The following is a 24,507-nucleotide window of genomic DNA, read 5'->3' on the forward strand; positions in this document are numbered from 1 at the left end:
TCTCCTTTCGCCGCCGAACATCATTCGGCCGGGGAGGGGGCGGTTTCGGCGGTCTTGCCGGTCGGGGTCCGCATGTGGTGGGGCACCTGCGCGCGGGCCGGGCCGAAGATGGCGTAGACGAACATCAGCGCCGAGATCACCACGAACACGCCCGAGCCCAGACGCATCCAGTAGAACAGCGCCAGCTGGTCCTGCACCTCCATGTAGTAGGTGCCCATGACGCGCTGCAGGTGGGTCTGCACGACGCCGGCAAACGTCAGCGTGAAGGTCATGAAGCACATGGCCGAGGTCATGATCCAGAACGTCCACATGTTCAGGACCTGGTTGTACGGCGCGACCTTGCGAAGGCTGGGCATGGCGTAGCTGATCATGGCCAGGTTCAGCATGACGTAGGCGCCGAAGAAGGCCAGGTGCCCGTGGGCCGCGGTGACCTGCGTGCCGTGGGTGTAGTAGTTGATGGGGGCAAGCGTGTGCATGAAGCCCCACACACCGGCGCCGAAGAAGGCGATGACCGGGGTGCCCAGCGCCCACAGCAGGGCGGCCTTGTTCGGGTGGTCGCGGCGACCCTTCCACACCATCATGAAGGCAAACAGCACCATGGCGAAGAACGGCGCGACCTCAAGCGTGGAGAAGATGGAGCCGATCCACTGCCAGTAACCCGGCGTGCCGATCCAGTAGTAGTGGTGACCAGTGCCCAGCAGGCCGGACAGCAGGGCCAGGCCGACGATGGCGTACAGCCACTTTTCCACCACCTCGCGGTCGACGCCCGTCAGCTTGATGACCAGGAAGGCGAGGATGGAGGCCATCACCAGTTCCCACACGCCCTCGACCCAGATGTGGACGACGTACCACCAGTACATCTTGTCCAGCGCCAGGTTGGACGGATTGTAGAAGGCGAACAGGAAGAACAGCGCCACACCCCACAGGCCGAGCAGCAGGACGTTGGTGATGGCGGTCTTGCGGCCCTTCAGGACGGTCATGGAGACGTTGTAGAGGAAGATCAGGGCGGCGACGACGATGCCGATCTTCACCCACAGCGGCTGTTCCAGGAACTCGCGGCCCTCATGGATGCCGAACAGGTAGCCGATGACCGCGCCCAGCGCGCCGACCACCAGGATGATGAGCTGCGCATAGGCCAGCTTGGGGCTTATGATGTCGCGCTCCGCCTCTTCCGGGATCAGGTAGTAGGCCGACCCGAAGAAGCCCAGCAGCAGCCACACGATCAGGGCGTTGGTGTGGATCATGCGCAGGATGTTGAACGGCGCGAGTTCCGCCAGGAAGTTGGGCAGCACGTAGACGGTGCCGGCCAGGGCGCCCACCAGGACCTGCACGACGAACAGCAGCAGGGCCGCGCCGAAGTACCAGTAGGCGATCTTCTGTGATGCGTATTTCATGATCCCTCTCCTCAGCCCGCGTCGTTCGGCGGCCAGTTCTGGTCATCGATGCCGTCGGTGAACCGCAGGAAGTCAACCAGGTCGTTCAGTTGCTGGTCGCTCAGGTTGAAGTTCGGCATCTGGCGGCGGCCTTCGATGCCGCTGGGCTGGCTCTGCATCCAGGCGATGATCGCCATGCGGGCGCCCTCGGCGTCGTCCTGGCCGCCGTAGCGGGTCCAGACGTTGGCCAGTTCCGGCGCGAAGTAGGCGCCTTCGCCCATGATGGAGTGGCAGTTGATGCAGGAGTTTTCCTCCCACACATGCTTGCCGCGGGCGACGCTCTCGGTGACTGTCTCCGAAGGCGAGCTGTGGGTGACGACGTAGTAGTGGCTGTGCGCGGTCAGGCCGACGAACAGCAGGAAGAAAAAGGCGGAGCCGCCGTAGAAGATGTTGCGGGCCGCCGATTTGGTAAGGCGTTCTGACATTGGTGATCCCCCAGGTTGATGAGGACGGGGCAGGGTCCCGGGCGACCCGCGCCGGAGCGGCGGCGGGACGGTCCGCAAACCTTATGCGGTGGCGGCTACGCCACCTTGATTGTGGTCAAGAGCCCGAGCGGCCGGGTGGGACACCGCCGTCGGGCCGCTCATGGCCAGCGTGGTGTCGGCCGCGTCCGTGGCGGCGTCCGCCATCAGCCGGGCGTCGGTCAGCGGCGCGTGAAGCCACAGGCGCCGCTCGCCCATGACGATCGGGCCCAGGGCCTCGCCGTCGGGTCCGGACAGCGCGCTGTTGCGCGGCAGGCCGAGGGCGTCGGGCACGTCCATGCAGGCATGGCGTCCGCGCGCGGCCAGCAACACGCTCACCAGCACCTCGCGGCCGAGCGGCAGGCGGTTCAGCGCGTCCGTCAGCAGCGGCGCCCGTTCCAGGAACACGGCATGCGCCGCGCCGCAGTGGTCCGAGCCGCCGAGGCCGAACGCCAGGGATTCCGCCGAGGCGTCGCCGCCGGCCGAGGAGCCGTGGCCGACCACCAGCAGATCCGCCGGCGCGTCGGCATGGCGTCCGACCTCCCGCAGCAGGGCGGCGGTTCGCTCTGCGACGCGGGGCGATTCCCCCAGCGCCGGCAGTACGCGCGCTTCGGCCAGATGGCCGGAGGCTTCGGCGACGAGGTCGGGGATGTGGCAGGTGGCGAAGACGCCCGCGCCGGCGAAGTGCGGCAGGACGTAGGCCCGCGATCCCGGCGGCAGGCTCTGCAGCACGCGGGGCAGGGCGGGCTCGCCCTTCATCAGGGCGGGCACGGCGCGGTAGCGTCCGCCGCGGGCGACGGTCAGCGCCGTGGCGATGGTGGCGAGGCCGGCGGCGGCATCACGCGGGGAGCCGTGGCCGACGATCACCAGGATCGGCCGCTCGTCGGCGGCGCGGTGTGGGCTGGGTCGGATGATGGACATGGGCGGCAGGCCCCCTCCCGTCATGGTCGTTGATGGTCCAGACCATGCGCCGGCATGCGCGAGTTGCCCTTGACGGTGGTCAAATCGGGGAAGGGGTCATGCACGAGGCAGGTGCCGCACGGCCGGTCTTGACCAACCTCAAGGGACCGGCGCCCCCGTTGCGGCAGGGTGCAGTCATCGCCAAGCCGCACCATCCGGAGACCGCTCCATGGACTACGCCGCCTTCTTCCAAAGCCGCATCGACGCCCTGAAGTCCGAGGGCCGGTATCGCGTGTTCGCCGAACTGGCGCGCCGCAACGGGGCCTTCCCCGCCGCCACGCGCTATGTCGACGGCGAGACCGCGCCGGTCACCGTGTGGTGCTCAAACGACTATCTGGGCATGGGCCAGAACCCCGAGGTCCTGGCCGCCTTGCACGCCGCCGCCGACGAATGCGGCGCCGGCGCGGGCGGCACGCGCAACATCTCGGGCACCAACCGCCATCACGTGGCGCTGGAGCGCGAGCTTGCCAGCCTGCATGGGAAAGAGGCCGCGCTGCTGTTCACCTCGGGCTACGTCGCCAACCAGACGGCGCTGTCCACCCTGGGCACCCTGCTGCCCGACTGCGTGATCCTGTCGGACGCGCTGAACCACAACAGCATGATCGAGGGCATCCGGCATTCGCGCGCCGAGAAGCACATCTTCCGTCATAACGACCTGGCGCACCTGGAGGAACTGCTGGCCGCGCAACCCCTCGACCGGCCCAAACTGATCGTCTTCGAGAGCGTCTATTCCATGGACGGCGACTTCGGCCCCATCGCCGAGATCTGCGATCTGGCGGAGCGCTACAACGCCCTGACGTACCTGGACGAAGTCCACGGCGTCGGCCTTTACGGCGCCACCGGCGCCGGCGTGGCGGAGCGCGACGGCGTGATGGACCGCGTCGACATCATCCAGGGCACGCTGGCCAAGGCCTTCGGCGTCATCGGCGGATACGTCGCGGCGCGGGCCGACATCTGCGACACCATCCGGTCCTACGGCCAGGGGTTCATCTTCTCGTCCGCCCTTCCGCCGGCGGTGGCGGCGGCGGCCTGCGCCAGCGTGCGCGTGGTGCGCTCCACCCCCAGCCTGCGCGAGACGCACCAGGAGCGGGCGGCGACGCTCAAGCACCTGCTGCTGGAATGGCGCCTGCCGGTGATGCGCAGCCCCAGCCACATCGTGCCCGTGCTGGTGGGCGACGCCGAGCGCTGCAAGCGCGCGACCGACATGCTGCTGGAGGATTTCGGCATCTACATCCAGCCCATCAACTATCCCACCGTGCCGCGCGGGACAGAACGCCTGCGCCTGACGCCGAGCCCGTTGCACGACGATCTGCAGATGCGCCGGCTGGTCGAGGCCCTGACCGCCGTATGGCGGCGCCTGGACCTTCAGGCCGCCGCCTGACCAGCCGAGCCGAGGGAAGAGGAGGGAGGGCCCATGCGCGCCATCTGGACCAGCCTCGGGGTGCTCTGCCTGGCGATCGGCACCGTCGGCGTCGTGCTGCCGGTGCTGCCGACGACGCCCTTCGTCCTGCTGGCGGCGGGCGCGCTGGCCAAGGGCAGCCCGACGCTGGCCGCGCGGCTGGAGGCGCATCCGCGCTTCGGCCCCGTGCTGCGGGACTGGCGGGCGCACCGCGTCATTCCGCTGCACGCCAAGGTCATCGCGCTGGCGATGATGACGGCGGCGCTGGTTCACCTGATCGCCTTCGCGAATGCGCCGCTGGCCGGCGTCGCCGCCGCTGGCGGGCTCATGGCGGCGGGCGCCCTGTTCATCCTGTCCTGTCCCGCCCGGGTCCCACAACAAGAGCGAACACGCCATGACTCCCGTTGACCCAAGCGCCGCAACCACCCCCCCGTCCTGGGTCGCCGACGTCGAGGCCGATCCGGTCGCCACCGTCGATGCCGCGGACCTGCTCGCCCAGGGTGGTGATCCGCTTTCGACGGTCTTGGCCGCCGCGACGCCCGTTCCGGCGGGGCGGGGCCTTGTGGTGGTGGCGCCCTTCGATCCCGTGCCGCTGCGCGACCTGCTGGCGACCCACGGGTTTGAGAATTTCTCCCGGCCCGTCGGCGACGGGCGCTACCGCGTGACGTTCCTGCGCGTCGGCGGCTGCCGCGAGTCGGTCGCCAGCGAACCGGCCGCGCCGGCCCAGCCGCCCAAGCGCAAGTTCTGGATGGATGCCGACGGCCTGCACCTGGACGCCCGCGGCCTGACCGCGCCGGGTCCCATGATCGAAATTCTCCGGTTCATCGACGGCGGCGCCCATGATCAGCCGCTGATGGTCCATGTGCCGCAATTCCCCGTCCACCTGATCCCCGAACTGGAGGAGCGCGGCTGGACGTGGGAACTGCTCGACGAAACGCCGGGCCACGTCGTTCTCCGCCTGATGCCGGGAGACGCATGATGGTCGCCGTTCCCCTTGCCGGAGCGGAGCAGCGCCTGCTGCATCCGTCCGTCCCGGTCGCCTTCTTCGGGCTGGCGGCCCTGGCCCACCTGGGTTTCTGGCTGCTGCTGGCATTGCTGCCCGAACGGGTGGCGGTCATCGGCGGTCCCGGCCCCGGCCTTGCCGCCGTTCACATGCTGACGGTGGGCGTGCTGGCGGCGGCGGCAGTGGGGGCGGTACTCCAGATCCTGCCGGTCACCACCATGCAGACGGCCCCGCCCCTCTGGGTCGGATGGGCGCTTCTGGTGCTGATCGGCGGGGGCGGCACACTTCTTGTTGCGGCGTTCCTGACCATCTCCGTCGCCGGAATGATTGCCGGCGCCCTGGCCCTCGGCGTCGGTCTGCTGCTGTTCGCCGGGCTGCTCGGCCGCCTGTTGTGGAAGGCCCGAGCCGCCGGCCTGCCGGACACCCTGCCGGCCGTCGCCGGGGCCGCCGTGGCTCTGGCGGGTGTGGTGGCGCTCGCGGTGCTGCTCGCGGCCGACTACCGCCTGGCCTGGCTGCCGGACCACGGCGCGGTGGCGGCGGCCCATCTGGTGCTGGCGGGCTATGGCTTCATGGGCCTTCTGGTGGTGGGCTTCAGCCACATCCTGGTGCCCATGCTCGCCGTGGCCGAGCCGCCGGCGCCGCGCGCCGGACGCACGGCGCTGGTCCTGGCGCTTTGCGCGGTCGCTGCGGCGGCGGCCGGACTGATGGGCGGTTCCGTGTTCCTGACCGCGCTCGGCGCTGTGGCTGGACTGGTGGCGAGCGTGCTGCACGTGGACACCATGGTTCGCGCCCATGCACGCCGCATGCGCAAGCGCCTGGGGCCGTCCTTCGTGCTGATCCGCGCCTCGTGGCTCCTGCTGCCGCTGAGCATCGCCGCGGGCCTGGGCGCCCTGGCCGGGATCGTGCCGCCGCTGGTGTTCGGCGTGTTGCTGCTGCCGGGCTGGCTGCTCACCATCCTGCTGGGCATGCTTCAGCGCATCCTGCCGTTCCTGGCCTCCATGAACACGGTTCGCCGGTGCGCGCGGCCGGCGTCGGCCACCGCCCTGGTGTGGGCCGCGCCGCTGAAGGTGCTGGCCGTGCTGCATCCCGCCGCCGTGGCTCTGCTGACCCTGGCCGCCGCCCTGGACGCCCCGCTGCTCACGCGGGCGGCTGGCGTGGTGGGGGTGGCGGGCGCCATAGCCTTTCTCATCCATGCGCTGACGGTCGGGGTGCGCGCCCTGCGCCACCGCCGCCGGGTCGGGCCCAAGCCGGTCCGCCCGGGCGGCACCGCCGCGACCGCCGCCTGACCTCATTCCGGAGCCTCTCTCATGAACAGCATTTTCGGCGCCACCCGCATCGGGCAGGCCCTGCACACCGAGCACATGCGCACCATGGAGCAACTGGACGCGCTGGAGTCCCTGATCGCCAGCCGCCGTCCGCCCGCGCCCGAGGCCGCCACCGCGACGTTGGAGGGCATTGCCCGCGCGCTGGACGAGGACGTCACCCGTCATTTCGCCTTCGAAGAGGAGCACCTGTTTCCCCGCCTGCACGATGCCGGGGCGGGGTTCATGGTCGACATGCTGACCGGCGAACACGCGGAGATCCGCCCCCTGGCCGAGAGCCTGCGGGATGCCTGCCGCGCCCTCGCGGCCGGCGGCTTCGACGCGAACCTGTGGGAGTCCTTCCGCGCCGATGCCCGCGACCTGATCGACCGCGAAACCTTCCACATCCAGAAGGAGGAAATGGGGCTTCTCGCCGCCCTCTCCCAGGTTCTCGACGCGGCGGAGGACGGCGACCTGGCGGACCGGCACGCGGCCCTCACCGCCGGCTGATCTGCACAATATTGCGGCATCGTTAAGGGTTGCCTGTTAGAGTGGCGGCGCCACAACAGGGAGCCCTGCCGCATGACCGGGGAGCCGCACGCCCGCAAGGTCCTGGCGCCGCGCCACCGCTACTATGTGGGCGCGGTGCTGGCGGCGTTGGTGGGCATCGTCGTCGCCCTGACCCTGCCCGCGGTTCTGGGGCTGGAGGGCCTGCGCGCCAAGACGCCCATCCGCGTCGGCGTGCTGCATTCCCTGTCGGGCACCATGGCGGTCAGCGAGCGTCCGGTGGCCGAGGCGACGCTCTTTGCCATTTCCGAGATCAACAAAGCCGGCGGCGTGCTCGGCCGGCCCATCGAGCCCATCCTGGTGGACGGCGCCAGCGACTGGGAGGCCTTCGCGCGCGAGGCGGATCGGCTGATCGCCCGCAAGAAGGTTTCGGCGGTCTTCGGCTGCTGGACCTCGGCCTGCCGCAAGACGGTCAAGCCGGTGTTCGAGCGCCTGGACCACGTGCTGTTCTATCCCGTCCAGTACGAGGGGCTGGAGCAGTCCCCCAACATCGTCTACACGGGCGCCGCGCCCAACCAGCAGATCATTCCCGCCACCAAGTGGGCGCTGGACAACCTGGGCCGGCGCATCTTCCTGGTGGGGTCGGACTACGTGTTTCCGCGCACCGCCCACGCCATCATCCGCGCCCAGGTCGGGGCGCTGAACGGCGACATCGTCGGCGAGGCCTATCGGCCGCTGGGGGCGACGGACTTCGGCCCGGTGATCGAGGCCATCAAGGCCGCGCGGCCGGACGTCATCTTCAACACCATCAACGGCGACAGCAACCTGGCCTTCTACAAGGCCCTGCGCGCGGCCGGCGTGACTCCCGAGGCCGTTCCGGTCATGTCCTTCAGCCTGGCGGAAACCGAGGTTCGCGCCATCGGCCCGGCGCTGGTGGAAGGCGACTACGCCGCGCGCAACTACTTCCGCACCGTCGACACGCCCGAGAACGCCGCCTTCAGGGCGGGCTTCCGCGCCCGCTACGGCGCGGCGCAGGCCACCACCGCGCCCATGGAGGCGGCGTACTTCGGCGTTCATCTCTGGGCGCAGGCGGTGACGGAGGCGCGGTCGGAAGCTTGGCACGACTACCGCGCGCGTCTGCTGGGGCAGTCCCTGAAGGCGCCCAGCGGCATCATCTACCTGGACCCCATCACGCGCCACACCTGGCGGCCGGTGCTGATCGGCAGGGCGCGGGCGGACGGGGACTTCGACATCGTGTGGTCGAGTGGCCGGCCGGTGCGCCCCATCCCCTTCCCCGGCCTGCGCTCGCGCCCGGAATGGATGGCGTTCCTCGAAAGCCTGCGGGAGCGCTGGGGCGGGCGCTGGGCCGCGCCGGGGCCAGACGTTGCGGCGCTGCGTGACGGCGCGGAGTCCCGGCCGTGAGCCTGCTGTCGCGCGGCCGCTGGCGCTTCTCCCTCGCCGCCGAGATCGGCGTCATGTTCGTGCTGCTGGGCCTGCTGCCGCTGATCCTGATCGGCTGGAGCTACTTCATGTCCGCCGAGCGGCAACTGCGGGCGGAGATCAGCCAGTCGCTGTCGGCCGTCGCCGACGGCAAGGTGGGGCGGCTGGAAGCCTATGCCAACGATCGCATGCGCGAAGCCGTGGCGCTTGCCAGCATGCCCGCCATCGCCGACGCCATGACCGCCTTCGCGCAGGGCTTCCGCGCCGGCGGCCTTTCCGGCGAGGGCTGGCGGGCGGCGGCGGCGGGTTACGAGCCCATGCTCCGCCACCTGCGCGAGTCCCTGCGGGCCTACGACCTGTTCCTCATCACCGGTGACGGCGACGTGGTGTTCACGGCGATCAGGGAGGCCGATCTGGGCACCAACCTGGTCACCGGCGACTACCGCGACACGACGCTTGCCAACGTCTTCGACCTGGCGCGGACGCTCTTGGAGCCGCATGTGTCGGACTTCACATGGTATCCGCCGTCCAGCGACATCGCCAGCTTCACCGCCGCCCCGGTCCTCCGCGACGGGCGGGTGATCGGCGTGGTGGCGTTGCAGATCGACACCGCCGACGTCTTCCGCATCGTCGCCGACTATTCCGCGCTGGGTGCGACCGGCGAAACGCTGGTCGCCGCGCCCGCGCCCGCGCCGGCGGGGGTGGGCATCGACCTCTACGGCCCCGTCCGCTTCCCCGACGCCCTGGGCGAATCGCGCCGGCTGAACCCGGATGACCCCGCCGGCGAGCCCTTCCGCCGCGCCCTTTCCGGCAATCGCGGCGTGGGGGCGGCTGTGGATTACAGGGGGGAAACCGTGCTGGCCGCCTGGCGCTATGCGCCGTCCTTCCGCTGGGGACTGGTGGTCAAGGCGGACATCGCGGAGCGCATGGCCCCCATCGACCGCCTGCGCCTCACCGGACTGACGGTGGTGGGCGTGGTGCTGGTGCTGATCGGCACGGTCTCCGTCCTCATGGCCCGCGCCATCACCGCGCCCGTCCGCGAACTGGAGACGGCGACGCGGCGGCTGTCCCAGGGCGTGGTGGAGGAAGTGGAGCCCCACACCGGCGCCTGGGAGTTGACCTCGCTGTCGCACGCCTTCAACGACATGGCGCGGCGCATCCACGTCTACCAGACCGGGCTGCGGCGGCTGGTGGACGAGCGCACGGCGGAACTGACCCGCGCGAAGGACGAGGCCGAAAGCGCCACCCGCGCCAAGACCGAGTTCCTGGCCATGATGAGCCACGAACTGCGCACGCCCTTGAACGGCATGATGGGCATGGCGGAGTTGCTGCGCCCGCGCGTGGAAGGCGACGCAGAGGCCCTGCCCTGCGTCGACACCATCCAGTCCAGCGGCGCGGCGCTGACGGAACTGGTCAACGACGTGCTCGACATCACGCGCGTGGAGGCCGGCAAGCTGCCCTTCACCGACGAGCCCTTCGGCGTCCGCGCCCTGGTGGACGGGCTGGAGGGCCTGCTGCGCCCCTCGGCCGAGGCCAAGGGGGTGGAGCTTTCGGTCGACGTTGGGGAAGGGGTGCCGGCGGCTGTGGCCGGGGATCCGCAGCGGTTGCGGCAGGTGCTGCTGAACCTTCTGGGCAATGCGGTGAAGTTCACAGCCGAGGGATCGGTGCGGCTGGAGGTGGCGGCACCGGAGGCGGGGCGGCTGCGGTTCGCGGTCCGCGACACCGGGCCGGGCATCCCCGAAGAGGGCCGCGCGCGCCTGTTCCAGCCCTTCAGCCAGTTGCACGGCGGCGGCAAGGGCGGCGCGGGCCTGGGGCTCGCCATCTCGCAACGGCTGGTGGAGGGCATGCGCGGCTCCATCGGCGTCGACAGCGCCGACGGGCAGGGGGCGTGCTTCACCGTCGACCTTCCCGCCCGGCCCGTGGAGGCGCCCACCCGCCCGGTGGTGGAGGTGGAGGCCCCGCCGGTCGCGCCGCTTTCCGTGCTGGTGGTGGAGGACGAGGCCGTCAACCGCCGCGTCCTGCGCGGCCTGCTGGAGCGCGACGGCCATCGCGTGGCCGAGGCTGCCACGGGTGGCACGGCGCTGGCGATGCTGTCGGCGGCGGGGGCGGGGGCCTTCGACGTGGTGCTGTGCGACCTGCGCCTGCCCGACATGCCGGGGACGGAGGTCGCCCGCCGCATCCGCGCTGTGGCGGACGTTCCCGTGGTGGCGGCGACGGCCAACCTCATGCCCGAGGACCGCGCCGCCTGCGCCGATGCGGGCATGTCCGGCATGGTGCCCAAGCCCATCCGTCTACCCGAGTTGCGGGCGGCCCTGGCGGCGCTCGACGGTGCCACGCCGGCCGAGGTGATGCCGGAGCCGATCCCGGAGGCAGAGGCGGCACCGGCCATGCTCGACCCGGAATACCTGCGCGAACTGGCCGCCGCTCTTGCTCCGGCCGAGGTGGCGCGGCTGGTCGCCATGGCGGACGAAAGCCTGCGCGGCAATACCGCCCGGCTTCTGGAAGCACGGGCGGATGCCGATAGCGTGGCGGCCGGCGCGGCGGCGCACCGGCTGGCGGGGGTGGCGGGCAGTTACGGCCTTCCCGCCCTGCGCACGGTGGCGAAGGCGCTTGAGGACGCGGCCCGGAGCGACGACCTCCGCCGCCTCGACGCCCTGCTGGTGGGCCTGGAGGCCCTGACGGAAGACAGCATCCAGGCGTTGGACGCCTGGACCGCCGGCGCGGTGGAGGAGGGGGCGGTTTAGGGCAGCCCCCCAACCCCTTACGAAAACGCCACGCCCGGCTTCACGCCCATCTTCTTCAGAATGATCGCCAGCGGACAGAAGCCCGTGAAGGCGGCCTGCAGCATGTTCAGGCCGACGAAGCCCGTGATCCACAGCGCCCACTGCACGCCCGCGAACAGGGCGGCGGCGACGGTGATCAGGATGACGGTGCCCGCGAAGGCCATGACGACGCGATCGATGCTCATGGTGGAATACTCCCTGTTCAACTGTTGGAAACGGTTCCGTTCAGCGGAATGACCTCGCCTTCCTGCGCCCCCTGCCGGTCGGGCAGGGGGCAGTAGAGGCCGGCCAGCGTCTCGATGACCTGCAGCGCTTCCGGGCTGACCAGGCGATAGTAGATGTGCTGCCCGTCGCGGCGTGTGCCGACCAGCCCCTCGCGTCGCAGCTTCGCCAGATGCTGCGACAGCGCCGACTGGCGCAGGCCCACAAGGGGCTCCAGCGTGCCCACCGTCTTCTCGCCGGTGGACAGCTGGCAGAGGATCATCAGCCGCCGGTCGTTGCTCAAGGCCCGAAGCAGGGCCGCAGCCGCCTTGGCGCTGGAGGCGAAGTCATCGATATTCATGGTTGCTAAATTAGCGAATGCTTATATCATGGTCAACAGGAATTGCGGCCGTCGCGACCGGAGAAGGAACCGGGCGCGTCGGCCCTCACGACATGACGAGGCACTTTGTGATGAAAGCAACATCCGCCCTGGCCGCGCTGGTGGTCCTGGCAGGTCTGGCGGTGCCTACGCCGGCCTCCGCCGCCGAGGCGCTGGTGGTCGAGCCGGTCACCATCCAGGACCGCAAGGCCGTCTTCGCCCAGGTCGAAAGCGTCGACGAACTGGCCGCCCGCGCCCGCATCGGCGGCACCGTCGCCGACCTGTCGGTGGACGAGGGCGACACGGTGGAAACCGGCGAGAAGCTGGCCGTGGTCACCGACGAGAAGCTGGCGCTGCAGATGCAGGCGCTCGATGCCCGCATCCGCAGCCTGGAGGCCGAACTGGCGCAAGGTCGCACCGACCTCGACCGCGCCGAGCAACTGCGCCGCCAGGGCGTCATTCCCCAGGCGCGGCTGGACGAGGCCCGTACGCGCGTCCAGGTGCTCAGCCGCAACGTTGAATCGGTGAAGGCCGAGCGCTCGGTGATCGAGGAACAGGCGACCCAGGGTGCCGTGCTCGCTCCCGCCGGCGGCCGCGTGCTGACCGTGCCGGTGCAGAGCGGCAGCGTGGTGATGCCCGGCGAGACCATCGCCACCATCGCCGCCGACCGTTACATCCTGCGCATGGAACTGCCCGAGCGCCACGCCCGGTTCCTCAATGAAGGGGACACCGTGCTGGTCGGCCCGCGCGGCCTTGAGGAAAACCCCGCCGCGGCCGAGCTGCGCCAGGGCACCGTCACCCAGGTCTACCCGCGCCTGACGCAGGGCCGCGTCGTCGCCGACGTGCAGGTGGACGGCCTGGGCGACTTCTTCGTCGGAGAGCGCGTGCTGGCCTACGTGCCGACCGGCGAGCGCCAGACCTTCGTGCTTCCGGCCGGGTACCTGACCACCCGCTGGGGCCTGACCTTCGCGACGCTGTCCGACGGAACGCGGATCGTGGTCCAGCCCGGCCGCGACGTGGACGGCGGCGTGGAAATCCTGTCCGGCCTGAAGCCGGGGGATGAGGTGATCGCGCCATGAAACTGGGCATCTCGGGAACCATCACGAAGGGCTTCATCCAGTCACCGCTGACGCCGCTTCTGCTGCTGGCGGCGCTGGTGGTGGGCATCATCGCGCTCATGGTCCTGCCGCGCGAGGAGGAGCCGCAGATCAGCGTGCCCATGGTCGACATCATGGTGCCGGCCAACGGCCTGAAGGCAGTGGACGCCGCCGAACTGGTCACCAAGCCGCTGGAGGACATCGTCAAGGGGATCGACGACGTCAAGCACGTCTATTCCCAGACGGTGGACGACTTCGTCACCGTCACCGCCCGCTTCGAGGTGGGCACCGACGAGGACCTGGCGATCCTGCGCGTGCACGAAACCATCCGCGCAAACTACAGTGACATCCCCATCGGCATTCCCGATCCGCTGATCGTCGGCCGGGGCATCAACGACGTGCCCATCGTGGTGCTGACGCTGTATGCCGAGGACGGGCAGCCCATGGAACGCTGGGACGACAACGCGCTATACAATGTCGCGGACTCTCTGCTGCCCGAGTTGATGAAGGTGGAGAACGTGGGCCTCACTTTCATCGCCGGCGGCCGGCCCGACCAGATCCGCGTCGAGCCGGACCCGGAGAAGCTGGCGCTCTACGGCGTCACGCTGAAGGACCTGATGGACAAGGTGGAGAACGCCAACCGGTCCTTCATGGTCGGCCGCGTGCGCGAGGCCGGCGCCAGCCTGCCGGTGGTGGCGGGGCAGACGCTCCAGGGCGTGCCCGACGTGGGCCAGCTTCTGGTCACCACCATGGACGGGCGGCCGGTCTACCTGAAGGACGTGGCCGACGTGGTGGTGGGATCGAAGCCCACCGACGCCCGCGTCTGGCAGATGATGAAGGCGGATGACGCGGACGGCCTTTCCGCCCGCCCGGCGGTCTCCATCGCGCTCGCCAAGCGCCAGGGCGCCAACGCGGTGGTGGTGGCGGATTCCATCCTGGAGCAGCTGGAGACCCTGGAAGGCGACCTCATCCCCGACGGCGTGCGGGTGGAGGTCACGCGGAACTACGGCGAGACGGCGCTGGAAAAGGCCGACGAGCTGCTGTTCCACCTGGGCCTCGCGACGGTCTCCATCGTGGTGCTCATCACCATGACCATCGGCTGGCGCGAGGGCGTGGTGGTGGCCGTCGTCATCCCGACGACCATTCTGCTGACGCTGTTTGCAAGCTGGCTGATGGGCTACACCATCAACCGCGTCAGCCTGTTCGCGCTGATCTTTTCCATCGGCATTCTGGTGGACGACGCCATCGTGGTGGTGGAGAACATCGTCCGCCACTGGCAGATGCGCGACGACCGATCGATCCTGCGCAAGTCCATCGAGGGCGTGGCGGAGGTCGGCAATCCGACCATCATCGCGACGCTCACCATCGTGGCCGCCCTGCTGCCCATGATGTTCGTCTCCGGCCTCATGGGGCCGTACATGAGCCCCATCCCCGCCAACGCCAGCGCGGCGATGATCTTCAGCTTCTTCGTCGCGGTGACCATCACGCCGTGGCTTCTGCTGAAGCTGGCCGGCGGCCGGGCGCAGCAGATCGCCGACAGCCACGGCCACGAGGGATCGGACAGCGGCATGGGCCGGTTCTACCGCAAGCTGGCGGCCCCGTTGCTGAAGGGGCGCAAGCGGTCGTGGGTGTTCCTGATCGTTGTCGGTGTCGCGACGGCGGGCGTGTGCGTCCTGTTCTACACCAAGGACGTGACCGTCAAGCTGCTGCCGTTCGACAACAAGTCCGAGCTTCAGGTGGTGGTCGACCTGCCCGAGGGGGCCTCGGTGGAGGATACCGAGCGGGTGCTGATGGCTGCCGCGCAACGGCTGGCGGACATTCCCGAACTCAAGGACATCCAGGCCTACGCCGGTACGGCCTCTCCGTTCAACTTCAACGGCCTCGTGCGCCATTACTACCTGCGCGAAAGCCCGGAACTGGGCGACCTTCAGGTAAACCTGGCCGCCAAGGCGGAGCGCGAGCGTGAAAGCCACGCGGTTGCGCTGGAGGTCCGCGAGACGCTGGCCGACCTGCCGGTGCCCGAGGGCACGGTGGTGAAGGTGGTGGAGGTTCCGCCCGGCCCGCCGGTGCTGTCGACCCTGCTGGCGGAAATCTATGGCCCGGACGCGGAGACGCGGCGCGCGGCGGCGGACAAGGTGAAGGAGATCTTCCGCGACGTGCCCTTCATCGTGGACGTGGACGACAGCGCCGGGGCCGTCACCGACCGCCTGCGCATCGCCATCAACCAGGAGGCGCTGGAGTACCACGGCGTCGAGGAAGAAGCGGTCTACGACACCATCGGCGCGCTTCTGGGCGGGGTGAGTGTCGGCTACTCCCACCGGGGGCAGGGGCGCGACCCCATCGAAATCGCCCTGCGCCTGCCCAAGTCGGGCCTGACGCCCGACGAGCGGTTGCTCACGACCCCAATCCCCGGCCGCGACGGCATCGTGGAACTGGGCGACGTGGTGACGCTGACGCGCGAGCCCTCCAGCCAGGTGCTCTTCCGCCGTGACGGGCACGATGTGGAGATGGTCATGGCCGACCTGGCCGGCGAGTACGAGGCGCCCATCTACGGCATGTTCGCCGTGGAGGACCGCATCGCGGACGCCGACTGGAGCGCCGTCGGCGGTCCGCCCGAGATCGCCTACCACGGCCAGCCCATGGATCAGCGCCAGCTGACGCTGCTGTGGGATGGCGAGTGGGAAATCACCTACGTCACCTTCCGCGACATGGGGGCGGCCTTCGCGGTGGCGATCCTGGGCATCTACCTGCTGGTGGTGGGACAGTTCGGCAGCTTCAAGGTGCCGCTGGTGATCCTGGTGCCGGTGCCGCTGACGTTGATCGGCATTGTGCTGGGGCACTGGATGTTCGGCGCGCCCTTCACGGCGACCAGCATGATCGGCTTCATCGCGCTGGCGGGCATCATCGTGCGCAACTCCATCCTGCTGGTGGACTTCATCCGCCACCTGCGGGAGCACGGGGAACTGACCCTGCGGGATGCGCTGCTGGAGGCCGGCGCGATCCGCTTCAAGCCGATCTTCCTGACGGCGGTGGCGGCGATGATCGGCGCGGCCTTCATCCTGGCCGACCCCATCTTCCAGGGCCTCGCCATCAGCCTGGTCTTCGGCCTGGCAAGCTCGACGGCGCTGACCCTGCTGGTGATCCCGGCCATCTATGTGGTGCTGCGGGACGACGAGCAGGGCTTCGCGGCCACCGGCAAGTAGGGGGCGGCCCCCGCGTGATCCGGGGCCCCTGCCAGTGGTGGGGGCGCCGGCTTTGCGTTATATTGTGGTGCTGAGAAACACGCGGTGACGAGCCATGCGCCTGAACGAGCAGGAAAAGCGGATCATTCTGGAGACCAGCCGGGAGTTCTTCGGCCCCGATGTCATCGTGCGCCTGTTCGGCTCCCGAACGGACGACAGCCGGACGGGCGGAGACATCGACCTTCACCTTACGGTCGATCCCGAACGCGGCGCGGTTCGGCAGCAGATTCAGTTCGCGGCCCAGGTCGAAATGCGGCTTGGGACCGAGGATCAGGTGGACGTGGTGGTGCACCGGCGCAATGACCCCCTGCGCCTCGTGGATCGCATCGCAACGGATCGGGGTGTGCTTCTCCAGTGATTACCGACCAGGAAATCGCACGCGGCCTCGTGGACGTTACCGATCGCGCGGTGCGGGCGTTACGCGTCTCGCTCGATCACCTGGCGCCGCGTGTGCCCGTGTCTTGCGACGATCTGGCGGCGGATGAGCGTTTGACGATGGATATCGACGCCTTCGCCATCCGCTTTACGCGGCTACAGGACATGATCGGCAAGCACATCTTCAGGACCGTGCTGCTGGTCGATGAGGTACGGTATCCCGACAAGTCGGCGGAACTGCTTGCGATGATGGAGGAGCGTCAGCTTGTCAGCGTCGAGCGCTGGATGTTGATCCGCCGGGCACGGAACGGCCTCACGCATGATTACCCGAACGACCTGGCCAAATCCGCGCTGCTGTTGAGCGACTCGGTCACCCTCGCGCAAGAGATGCTCGCCGTCTACGACCGCGTCCGCGGCTATATCCTGGCCCGCGCGCGGGACTGACCCTTCCCCCTCTGCCTCCACCGCGCTACCCTCCCGCCAGCGAATCCCAGCCGGCAGGAGTTGTGCCCGTGTCGCACGCCCCCGACACCCAGTCCGACGTCATCGCCTTCCTCTCCGATCCCGCCACCCACGGTGGGCAGAAGCCGGAGCGGATCGATACTCATATCTCCACCATCTTCCTGGCCGGCGAGACCGTCTACAAGCTCAAGAAGGCGGTCACGCTGTCCTTCGTGGACTTCGCGCCCCTGGAGAACCGCAAGGCCGCCTGCGACACCGAACTGCGCGTCAACCAGGTCGGCGCGCCCGGCATCTATCAGGCCGTCGACGCCATCACCCGCGAGCCCGGCGGCGGCCTCGCCTTCAACGGCGACGGCGAGGCGGTGGACTACGTCGTGCGCATGACCCGCTTCGACCAGTCCACCCTGTTCGACCGCATGGCGGCCGACGGCAAGCTCAACCGCAAGCTCATGCAGCGGGCCGCCCACCTGGCCGCCGACCTGCACGACAAGGCCGAGCCGCGCCAGGATTTCGGCGGGGCGGAGGCGCTGCGCTCCACCGTGCTGGGCAACCGCGAGGCCTTCCGTCCCAACGTGCCCGATGTTATCGACGAACAGGCGCTGGAGGCCCTGACGGATGCCTCCCTCAAGGCCGTCGAGCGCCATGCTGCGATGCTGGATGAGCGCCGCGACCAGGGCTGCGTGCGGCGCTGCCATGGCGACCTGCACCTGCGCAACATGGCCCTGCACGAGGGCGCGCCCATCCTGTTCGACGCCATCGAGTTCAACGACGCCTTCGCCGTCATCGACACGCTCTATGACCTGTCGTTCCTGCTCATGGACCTGGACGACCGGGGCCATCGGCGCCTCGCCAACATCGTGCTGAACGCCTACGGCGAGAAACGGCCGGAGGTGGAGGGGCTGGCGCTGTTGCCGCTCATGATGTCCCTGCGCGCCGCCATCCGCTCGCACGTCGCGGCCGCCGCCGCCGGGCAGCAGCAGGACAAGGCCGGCGCCGAGGCCATGCGCGGGGAGGCGCGCCGCCTGTTCCGGCGCGCCTCCGACTACCTGGACCCGCCGCCGCCGTCGCTATTGGCGGTCGGCGGGCTGTCGGGCTCGGGCAAGAGCCGCATGGGGCGGGAACTGGCGCCGTTCCTGGGTGCGGCGCCGGGGGCGGCGGTGTTCCGCACCGACGTGCTGCGCAAGCAACTGGCCGGCGTCGACCCCTACGACCGCCTGCCGCCCGACGCCTACAGCAAGGAGATGTCGGCGCGCACCTACGAAACGCTCTTCGACCACGCCCGCCGCGCGCTCGCCGCCGGCCATTCGGTGGTCGCCGACGCCGTTTTCGCCAAGCCGGAGGAGCGCGCCGCCGCCGAGCAGGTGGCGAAGGAGGCCGGCGTGCCCTTCACCGGGCTGTGGCTGGAGGCCCCGCCGGAGGTGGCGCGGGCGCGGGTGACGGACCGCAGGGGCAATGTCTCGGACGCCACGGCCTCGGTTCTGGAAAAGCAGTTGGAATACGACCTCGGCACAATCACCTGGACCCGTATCGACACCGCCCGTCCCAAGGACGAGGCATTGATGGCCGGGCGCGCGGTGCTGGGGGTGTAGCCCCTCGGTTTGCCGCAGCTGTCCGGAACGGCCCTTTTCCCGCGCCGCGATAGGGGGCATACTTCAAGGAATACAGACCGTTGCGGGGCGGTTCCTCATGGCACGCCGCGTCGCCCCAACCGCAGGAGGATCGCACCATGCCCGGGATCAAGACCATCCTGGCCGTCGTCGGGGACGCCGAGGCCGGCCGTGTGCCCATGGAGACGGCCTTCGTCGTCGCCCGCGGTCTTTCGGCCCACGTCCAGGTCATGCACGTCCGGCCCGATCCGGCGCAGTCGGTGCCGCTGGTGGGCGAGGCCATGTCGGGCGCCATGGTCGACGAGATGATGCAGGTGGCCGAGCGCGAGGGCAAAAACCGCGCCCAGGCAACCCGCGCCATGTTCGACGATTATTGCGGCCGCTATGCCGTGCCGGTGAACGTGGAGCCGCCGGGCCTTCCGGAAATGTCTGCCGAGTACCGCGAGGAAACGGGCGCCGAGGACGAGGTGGTCGCCACGGCCGGGCGCGTGGCGGATCTGGTCGTGGTTGGCCGCGGCGGCGAGGAAAGCGAGCCCTCGGCCATGGTCACCCTGCACTCGGCGCTCATGGAAAGCGGCCGCTGCGTGCTTCTGGCGCCGTCCGAAACGCCGTCCGTCGTCGGCGGGCACATCGCCATCGCCTGGAACGGCAGCGCCGAGGCCGCGCGTGCCGTCGCCGGCGCCATGTCGTTGCTGACCCAGGCCAAGACCGTGACGCTGCTGGTGGTGGAGCGCGGCGGCGAGGGCGCCGGGCCGCAGGACCTGGTCTCGCACCTGGCCTGGCACGAGGTGCCGGTGCACGTCCGCCACGTCCACGGAGAGGGCGCCAGCGTCGGCTCCATGCTGCTGAAGACCAGCGAGGAGGTCGGCGCCGATCTGCTGGTGATGGGCGCCTACACGCACTCGCGCCTGCGCCAGTTGTTCATCGGCGGCGTGACGCGGCACGTTCTGGAGTATGCCAAACTGCCCGTCCTTCTGTCGCACTGACGGAGCCCTGAGTGCTCGAAACCCTTCTTCCGGTCGCCCCGCACACGCTCGCGCTGTTCGTGGCGGCCAGCCTGGCGCTGAACGTCACGCCCGGGCCGGACATGATGTACGTCCTGGCCAACGGCCTGCGCGGCGGCCTGCGCGGCGGCATCGCCGCCGACCTGGGGATCACGCTGGGCGCGGCCGGGCATGTGCTGCTGGCGGCCCTCGGCCTGACGGCGCTGCTGGCCGCGGCGCCGGTGGCGCTGGATGCCGTTCGCATCGCCGGCGCCCTTTACCTGCTGTGGCTGGGGTGGAAGGCGCTCAGCGGGCCGTCGCCGCTGGGTAAGGCCATGGCCGACACCGCCGAGGCCGCCGGCCGGGGCGAGCGCAAGGGCAGAGTGGTGCGCGACGGCTTCGTCACCTGCCTGCTCAATCCAAAGGTGGGATTGTTCTTCATCGCCTTCCTGCCGCAGTTCGTCGACCGGACCGACGCCGCCAATCCGGTGACGGCGCAGATCCTGTTCCTGGGCGGCACCTTCCTGGTGACCAGTTTCGTGACGCTCGCGCCGGTGGCTGCGGCCGGCGGCGCGATGACCCGGCTTTTGCGCCGGCTGCCCTGGGCGGCCGGCGCGCTGGGGAAGGTGTCGGGCGCGATCTTCATCGGCCTGGCGGTGCGGCTGCTGGTAATGGACAGCCGCCCCAGCCAGTAACGGCCGTCAGGACACGCCGGACTTGCGCTCGGCCTCGAAGGCCTTGAGGTCCTGGGCCAGTGCCACGACCGTGGCGGCGTTCAGCTTCGTCGGGTCGACGGCGCCGGCGATGCCGTGGTTCAGGAAGATTTCCTGCATCTCCGGCGAGCGCATGGTGCCGCCCATGGACCAGTCGGCAAAGCGCCGCTCGGAAATCGGCCCCTTCTTCATCAGCGTCACCTCGCCGTGCCGGCTGTCCTTGGCGATGCGGTCATAGGTCCGGGTGATGGCGGTGGCGTCGCCCTCCAGCACCTGCAGGAACCACGTCTTGTCGAAGATCAGCGCGCCGGTGATGTCGTCGCGGGCGTTGTTCTTCTGCGAGACGGAAACGATGTCGCGCAGGCTTTGCAGCATGGTCCGCGTGTCCCCGCCGACCGTGTTGCGGCTGTAGTAGACGATCTGATGAAGATTCAAGGCTGCCTCCCGTTTTGGCATGGGTTACACCTTTCGTTACGGCAAGCCTGAGCATGCAGATCAACTATCGTCGGCGCGGCCGGTTCGATCTTCAGTCGAACAGGCCGCCGGGGCCGGCCGGCGCGTCCTCGACGGCGGCAATCGGTCCGTCGTAGGGGCGCAGCAGGTGGGCGACCGCGGCGAAGGGGGCGTCCGACAGCCAGAGGGCTTCCGCCTCGCGCGGCAGGATCAGCGGCATTCGGTCATGCACATGCGCGATGGGCGGCGACGGGTCGCCGGTGATGATGGTGAAATGCTCGCCTTCGAACAGGGCCGCAAAGCTGAACAGCGCCACCTCTCCGCGCGGCTCGGGGTCACCCTGGCCCGGTGCGATGGTGTTGCGGTGTTTCGCCTTGCCGTCCTTCCGCCATTCAAAATACGCGGTCGCCGGCACCAGCACGCGGTTGTCGAGCAGGCGGCGGAAGGTCGGCTTTTCCGCCAGCGTCTCCGACCGCGCATTGATGAGCGGCTTTCCGTCCTTGCGGCTGGGGATGCCGAAGTGCTTGCGCAGCAGCACGCCGCTGCCGCCCTTCACGACCGGCGCGGCGTCCGTCGGGCGAATTACCGGAATGGGCAGGGGACTGCGCGGTGGTGCGGTCAGACCGTAGCGGTGTACCAGGTCCATCGGCGCACAGTTCAGGGCATAGCGGGAGCACATGGGCCGGAACGATTTTCCTCTGTTGCGGAACAGCCTGTGTTCAGATTACCTAAGCCCATGAGCAGCGACCAGAAGACCGTCGTCATCACCGGTGCCAGCCAGGGCATCGGCCAGACCACCGCCCAGCGTTTCATGCAGGAAGGCTGGCGCGTCATCACCTGCGCCCGCCGGGGGCTGCCGGAAGACCTGCCGCGCGAGGACAACTGGTCCCACCACTTCCAGGTGGACCTGCAAGGGCGTCAGGACGTGCTGGACTTCATCAAGGACGTCCGCGGCATTCTCGACGGTGCGCCGCTGCACGCGCTGGTGAACAACGCCGGCGTGTCGCCCAAGACGCCCTTCAAGGAGCGCCTCGGCATCCTGAACGGGTCCATCGACGGCTGGCGCGACGTGTTCGAGCTGAACTTCTTCGCGCCGCTGCGCCTCGGCCGTGGCTTCGCCGGCGACCTGGCGAAATCCAAGGGGGCGGTGGTGAACATCACCTCCATCGCCGGCCACTATGTCCATCCCTTCGCCGGCTCGGCCTATTCGACATCGAAGGCCGCGCTGTCGGGCCTGACGCGCGAGATGGCCGCCGAGATGGCGCAGCTTGGCATCCGCGTCAATGCCGTCGCGCCGGGCGAAATCCAGACGGAGATGATCAGCCCCGAATACGAGGCACTGATCCCCCGCATCCCGCTCGACCGCATGGGCAAGCCCGAGGACGTGGCGGCGGCGGTATTCCGCCTGTGCACGGACGAATTCAACTACGTCACGGGGACGGAGATCTTCGTCACGGGCGGCCAGCACCTGTATTGAGCGGCAGGACGGCGGACGCCGGAGGTGGACCCCGAAGGCAGCAGCCCCCTGCACTGGACTGGCCGTCTTTGCAGTGCCTCTGACCAGCAATCCGGCGATTTCTTGCAGCCTCGCAGGCTCTAGCCGCGCTCCGGCGCTTGAAGCCGCCTCTTCGGCGCACATTTCCCGATCAGCGACACGTTGACGCATCGGAGATGTGCTCATGCCGACCGCTTCGACCCCTGTCTTTCGTGAGCCCGCGATGCCGCCTGCCGTCCGGCCCCCGCCCCGGCGCCCGCCCAGGCCGCGCCGCCCGGCCGGCACCATGCTGGCGATGCTCACCGGCCCGCTGGCCTCGCAGGTCTAGACCCCCAACCGCGCGAGGCCACGGAAAAGGGCGGTTCCCCCGGGGGAACCGCCCTTTCTTTTGACGCAAAGCGCACCGGCGCCGTCAGACCACCCCGACCTTCGCCCGCAGGCTGTTGAGCCAAGCAATGCGGGCCTCGGCGCGCTGCACTTCGTCGTCCAGCCAGTCGGCCAGATAGCCGCCTTCGCCCTCCATGGCGTCGCGCAGGTCGATCAGGCGGTTCAGGCCCGTTTCCGAGGTGTCCAGCAGCAGGTCCACCTGCGCCTTCTGGTCTTCCTTGGCCAGCAGGTGCAGGAAGCGGAACTTCAGCGCCGTGATGAGCTTCGACAGGTCCGACGCCGGCCGCAGGGGCGCGACCATCAGGTTGCGGAACTCGCGCTGGCCGGCCTCGGTGATGGTCAGTTCGGCGTCTTCCTCCATGCCCTCGCCGCCGACGGAGTCCACCAGTCCCTCGTAGCGCAGAAGCTCGATGGAGGTGCCCAGCAGGTCGACGCTCGGGCCCGTCAGGCGGCTGATGAAGTGCCGCACGCTGGATGCCAGATCACTATAGCGCATGGGGCCCGATGCGATGGTGCCGAGGGCACACAGACGCACCGCCTCGCGCGGGGTCAATGTCTTGTCGGCGAACATGGATCGGTCTCCTGGTCCGGGGTGGAGGCGGGCGAATTGCGAATCTTTCTCAAAGTATACGCGGCTTGGCGCCGATGTCCAATGCCGCATTCGCCTTGATAGTATACGCGCGCCGGACGGGACCGGATCACGCCAGCGATTGCCGTGGCGGGGGCGGCGCGGCGCGGGCGCAGATGACCACCTGGTCGCCGCCCATGGTGCGCGCCTCGGTCAAGGCGGTGTCGGCGGCGGTCAGGGCCGCCTCCACGCCGCGCGGGCCGACCACGGCGGCCACGCCGGCGGTGATGGTGGCCGAGTAGGGTTCCCCGGCCGCATCGACGGGCGATGCCGCGAGAATGGCGCGCAGGCGCTCCGCCAGGGCGCGGCCCTCGTCCAGGTCGCTGTCGGGCAGGTAGACGGCCAGAACGGCGCTTTGCAGCCGCCCCACCACGCCGTCATGGCCCAGGCGCTGGGCGAGGGCGGTGATCTCCTTGACCACCGACTCGGCGGCGGACAGGCCGAGTTCGGCCCGGATGAGGTCCAGGCTGTCGACTTCCATCAGCACCAGCGCGCCGGGGCCCGAGCCCATCCATGTCGCCTGGTCCAGGAATCCGCGACGGTTGAGGGCGCCGGTCACGCTGTCGGTCAGGGCCAGGCGGCGAAGCTGCTCCGACGCCTTGGCCGACTGGTCGAGCAGCATGCGGTTGCGGCGGCGCTCGTCGATCAGGGCCGAGGCCATTTCAGCAATGCGGCCGAGGCCGTGGAACTGGTCTTCGCTTAGGGTGCGGGGCACGCGGTCGATGACGCAGACGGTTCCCAGCAAGGCGCCGTCGCCCGCCATGATGGGCCAGCCGGCGTAGAAACGGATGCCCGGCGGGCCCGTCACCAGCGGATTGTCGATAAACCGGGAGTCGGCGGTGGCGTCCTCCACCACCAGGGGCTCGGCGGCGGCGATGGCATGGCCGCAGAACGCATATTCGCGCGGGGTCTCCTGCGCTTCCAGCCCGCGGCGCGCCTTGAACCACTGGCGCGACTTGTCGAGCAGGCTGACCAGCGCGATGGGGGTATCGCACAATGTCGCCGCCAGATCGGTCATGGCGTCGAAGACCGGGTCCGGCGGCGTGTCCAGCAGGGCGCACTCCTCAAGAACGAGAAGGCGCAGGGCCTCGTCGGCGGGAGCGGGAGGAGCAATCATGGGCGGCCCGTTCGTGCAGCGCCCGGCACAGGGCCGAGCGGTGTGTGTCTGTGTATAATATAGGATGTAAAAGGGTGCGCG

24 protein-coding genes are annotated in these 24,507 nt (G+C 69.5%); 15 read left to right on the forward strand and 9 right to left on the reverse strand.

Features of this window, described 5'->3' with window-relative positions; translation table 11 throughout:
* Nucleotides 1–20: 20 nt before the first annotated feature.
* From LG334_RS09515 to LG334_RS09525, 3 genes are all read right to left on the reverse strand, one after another.
* Nucleotides 21–1,394 (reverse strand): cbb3-type cytochrome c oxidase subunit I, encoded by a 1,374-nt coding sequence (locus tag LG334_RS09515; RefSeq protein ID WP_404385506.1) that lies wholly within the window; start codon nt 1,392–1,394, stop codon nt 21–23.
* Nucleotides 1,395–1,405: 11 nt separating this feature from the next.
* Nucleotides 1,406–1,858, reverse strand: a complete 453-nt coding sequence (locus LG334_RS09520; protein ID WP_404385508.1) for a c-type cytochrome — start codon at nt 1,856–1,858, stop codon at nt 1,406–1,408.
* 81 nt (nt 1,859–1,939) lie between these two features.
* Nucleotides 1,940–2,815, reverse strand: coding sequence for a CbiX/SirB N-terminal domain-containing protein (locus LG334_RS09525; RefSeq protein ID WP_404385510.1), 876 nt, complete (start codon nt 2,813–2,815; stop codon nt 1,940–1,942).
* Between the two features lie 208 nt (nt 2,816–3,023).
* On the opposite strand from LG334_RS09525, the gene hemA reads away from it, so the two are divergent.
* The 7 genes from hemA to LG334_RS09560 all read left to right on the forward strand — a co-directional run bounded on the left by hemA (nt 3,024) and on the right by LG334_RS09560 (nt 11,248).
* Nucleotides 3,024–4,235, forward strand: a complete 1,212-nt coding sequence (gene hemA / locus LG334_RS09530) for a 5-aminolevulinate synthase (RefSeq protein ID WP_404385512.1) — start codon at nt 3,024–3,026, stop codon at nt 4,233–4,235.
* Nucleotides 4,236–4,268: 33 nt separating this feature from the next.
* Entirely contained in the window at nt 4,269–4,661 is a 393-nt protein-coding gene (locus LG334_RS09535; protein WP_404385514.1) for a YbaN family protein, read from the forward strand.
* Nucleotides 4,648–5,232 (forward strand): DUF2249 domain-containing protein, encoded by a 585-nt coding sequence (locus LG334_RS09540; RefSeq protein WP_404385516.1) that lies wholly within the window; start codon nt 4,648–4,650, stop codon nt 5,230–5,232. The genes LG334_RS09535 and LG334_RS09540 overlap by 14 nt, the downstream gene beginning before the upstream one ends.
* On the forward strand, nt 5,229–6,542 hold the full coding sequence (locus LG334_RS09545) for a hypothetical protein (protein ID WP_404385518.1): 1,314 nt from the start codon (nt 5,229–5,231) through the stop codon (nt 6,540–6,542). Before LG334_RS09540 ends, LG334_RS09545 begins: the two co-directional genes overlap by 4 nt.
* A gap of 21 nt (nt 6,543–6,563) precedes the next feature.
* Nucleotides 6,564–7,067, forward strand: a complete 504-nt coding sequence (locus tag LG334_RS09550; RefSeq protein WP_404385520.1) for a hemerythrin domain-containing protein — start codon at nt 6,564–6,566, stop codon at nt 7,065–7,067.
* Nucleotides 7,068–7,139: 72 nt separating this feature from the next.
* Nucleotides 7,140–8,486 carry an urea ABC transporter substrate-binding protein gene (locus LG334_RS09555; RefSeq protein ID WP_404385522.1) on the forward strand — a complete coding sequence of 449 codons (1,347 nt, stop codon included), beginning with the start codon at nt 7,140–7,142 and terminating at the stop codon, nt 8,484–8,486.
* Nucleotides 8,483–11,248: an ATP-binding protein gene (locus tag LG334_RS09560; protein WP_404385524.1), complete on the forward strand. Its 2,766-nt coding sequence runs from the start codon at nt 8,483–8,485 to the stop codon at nt 11,246–11,248. The genes LG334_RS09555 and LG334_RS09560 overlap by 4 nt, the downstream gene beginning before the upstream one ends.
* A 17-nt stretch (nt 11,249–11,265) precedes the next feature.
* Here LG334_RS09560 and LG334_RS09565 read toward each other — a convergent pair whose 3' ends face one another.
* Together LG334_RS09565 and LG334_RS09570 are read right to left on the reverse strand one after the other, a co-directional pair.
* A complete protein-coding gene (locus LG334_RS09565) occupies nt 11,266–11,472 on the reverse strand; it encodes a DUF2892 domain-containing protein (RefSeq protein WP_404385526.1) in 207 nt (68 codons plus the stop codon).
* 17 nt (nt 11,473–11,489) lie between these two features.
* On the reverse strand, nt 11,490–11,849 hold the full coding sequence (locus LG334_RS09570; protein ID WP_404385528.1) for an ArsR/SmtB family transcription factor: 360 nt from the start codon (nt 11,847–11,849) through the stop codon (nt 11,490–11,492).
* Between the two features lie 110 nt (nt 11,850–11,959).
* Between LG334_RS09570 and LG334_RS09575 the strand changes: the two genes are divergently transcribed.
* From LG334_RS09575 to LG334_RS09605, 7 genes are all read left to right on the forward strand, one after another.
* Entirely contained in the window at nt 11,960–12,946 is a 987-nt protein-coding gene (locus LG334_RS09575; RefSeq protein WP_404385530.1) for an efflux RND transporter periplasmic adaptor subunit, read from the forward strand.
* Nucleotides 12,943–16,167, forward strand: coding sequence for an efflux RND transporter permease subunit (locus LG334_RS09580; protein ID WP_404385532.1), 3,225 nt, complete (start codon nt 12,943–12,945; stop codon nt 16,165–16,167). The genes LG334_RS09575 and LG334_RS09580 overlap by 4 nt, the downstream gene beginning before the upstream one ends.
* A gap of 94 nt (nt 16,168–16,261) precedes the next feature.
* Nucleotides 16,262–16,564 carry a hypothetical protein gene (locus LG334_RS09585; RefSeq protein WP_404385534.1) on the forward strand — a complete coding sequence of 101 codons (303 nt, stop codon included), beginning with the start codon at nt 16,262–16,264 and terminating at the stop codon, nt 16,562–16,564.
* The gene (locus tag LG334_RS09590; RefSeq protein ID WP_404385536.1) at nt 16,561–17,025 is read left to right on the forward strand and encodes a hypothetical protein; all 465 of its coding nucleotides are present in this window, start codon (nt 16,561–16,563) and stop codon (nt 17,023–17,025) included. Before LG334_RS09585 ends, LG334_RS09590 begins: the two co-directional genes overlap by 4 nt.
* Before the next feature lie 68 nt (nt 17,026–17,093).
* On the forward strand, nt 17,094–18,632 hold the full coding sequence (locus tag LG334_RS09595; protein WP_404385538.1) for an AAA family ATPase: 1,539 nt from the start codon (nt 17,094–17,096) through the stop codon (nt 18,630–18,632).
* Nucleotides 18,633–18,769: 137 nt separating this feature from the next.
* Nucleotides 18,770–19,636, forward strand: coding sequence for a universal stress protein (locus LG334_RS09600; protein ID WP_404385540.1), 867 nt, complete (start codon nt 18,770–18,772; stop codon nt 19,634–19,636).
* An 11-nt stretch (nt 19,637–19,647) separates the two neighbouring features.
* Nucleotides 19,648–20,328 carry a LysE family translocator gene (locus LG334_RS09605; RefSeq protein ID WP_404385542.1) on the forward strand — a complete coding sequence of 227 codons (681 nt, stop codon included), beginning with the start codon at nt 19,648–19,650 and terminating at the stop codon, nt 20,326–20,328.
* A gap of 6 nt (nt 20,329–20,334) precedes the next feature.
* On the opposite strand, the gene LG334_RS09610 is transcribed toward LG334_RS09605, so the two are convergent.
* Both LG334_RS09610 and LG334_RS09615 read right to left on the reverse strand, forming a co-directional pair.
* A complete protein-coding gene (locus tag LG334_RS09610; protein ID WP_404385544.1) occupies nt 20,335–20,781 on the reverse strand; it encodes a BLUF domain-containing protein in 447 nt (148 codons plus the stop codon).
* 91 nt (nt 20,782–20,872) lie between these two features.
* A complete protein-coding gene (locus LG334_RS09615; RefSeq protein WP_404385546.1) occupies nt 20,873–21,478 on the reverse strand; it encodes an SOS response-associated peptidase in 606 nt (201 codons plus the stop codon).
* Nucleotides 21,479–21,535: 57 nt separating this feature from the next.
* On the opposite strand from LG334_RS09615, the gene LG334_RS09620 reads away from it, so the two are divergent.
* Nucleotides 21,536–22,276 (forward strand): SDR family NAD(P)-dependent oxidoreductase, encoded by a 741-nt coding sequence (locus LG334_RS09620; protein ID WP_404385548.1) that lies wholly within the window; start codon nt 21,536–21,538, stop codon nt 22,274–22,276.
* A 430-nt stretch (nt 22,277–22,706) separates the two neighbouring features.
* Here the strand turns inward: LG334_RS09620 and LG334_RS09625 are convergent, their stop codons facing one another.
* Complete coding sequence (locus LG334_RS09625; RefSeq protein WP_404385550.1) at nt 22,707–23,252, reverse strand: hypothetical protein; 546 nt, start codon at nt 23,250–23,252, stop codon at nt 22,707–22,709.
* Nucleotides 23,253–23,379: 127 nt separating this feature from the next.
* Nucleotides 23,380–24,426, reverse strand: a complete 1,047-nt coding sequence (locus LG334_RS09630) for a GAF domain-containing protein (RefSeq protein WP_404385552.1) — start codon at nt 24,424–24,426, stop codon at nt 23,380–23,382.
* Nucleotides 24,427–24,507: the final 81 nt, after the last annotated feature.

It is taken from the genome of Caenispirillum salinarum (genome assembly GCF_044803115.1).
GTDB classification, from domain to species: Bacteria; Pseudomonadota; Alphaproteobacteria; order Rhodospirillales; family Rhodospirillaceae; genus Caenispirillum; species Caenispirillum salinarum_A.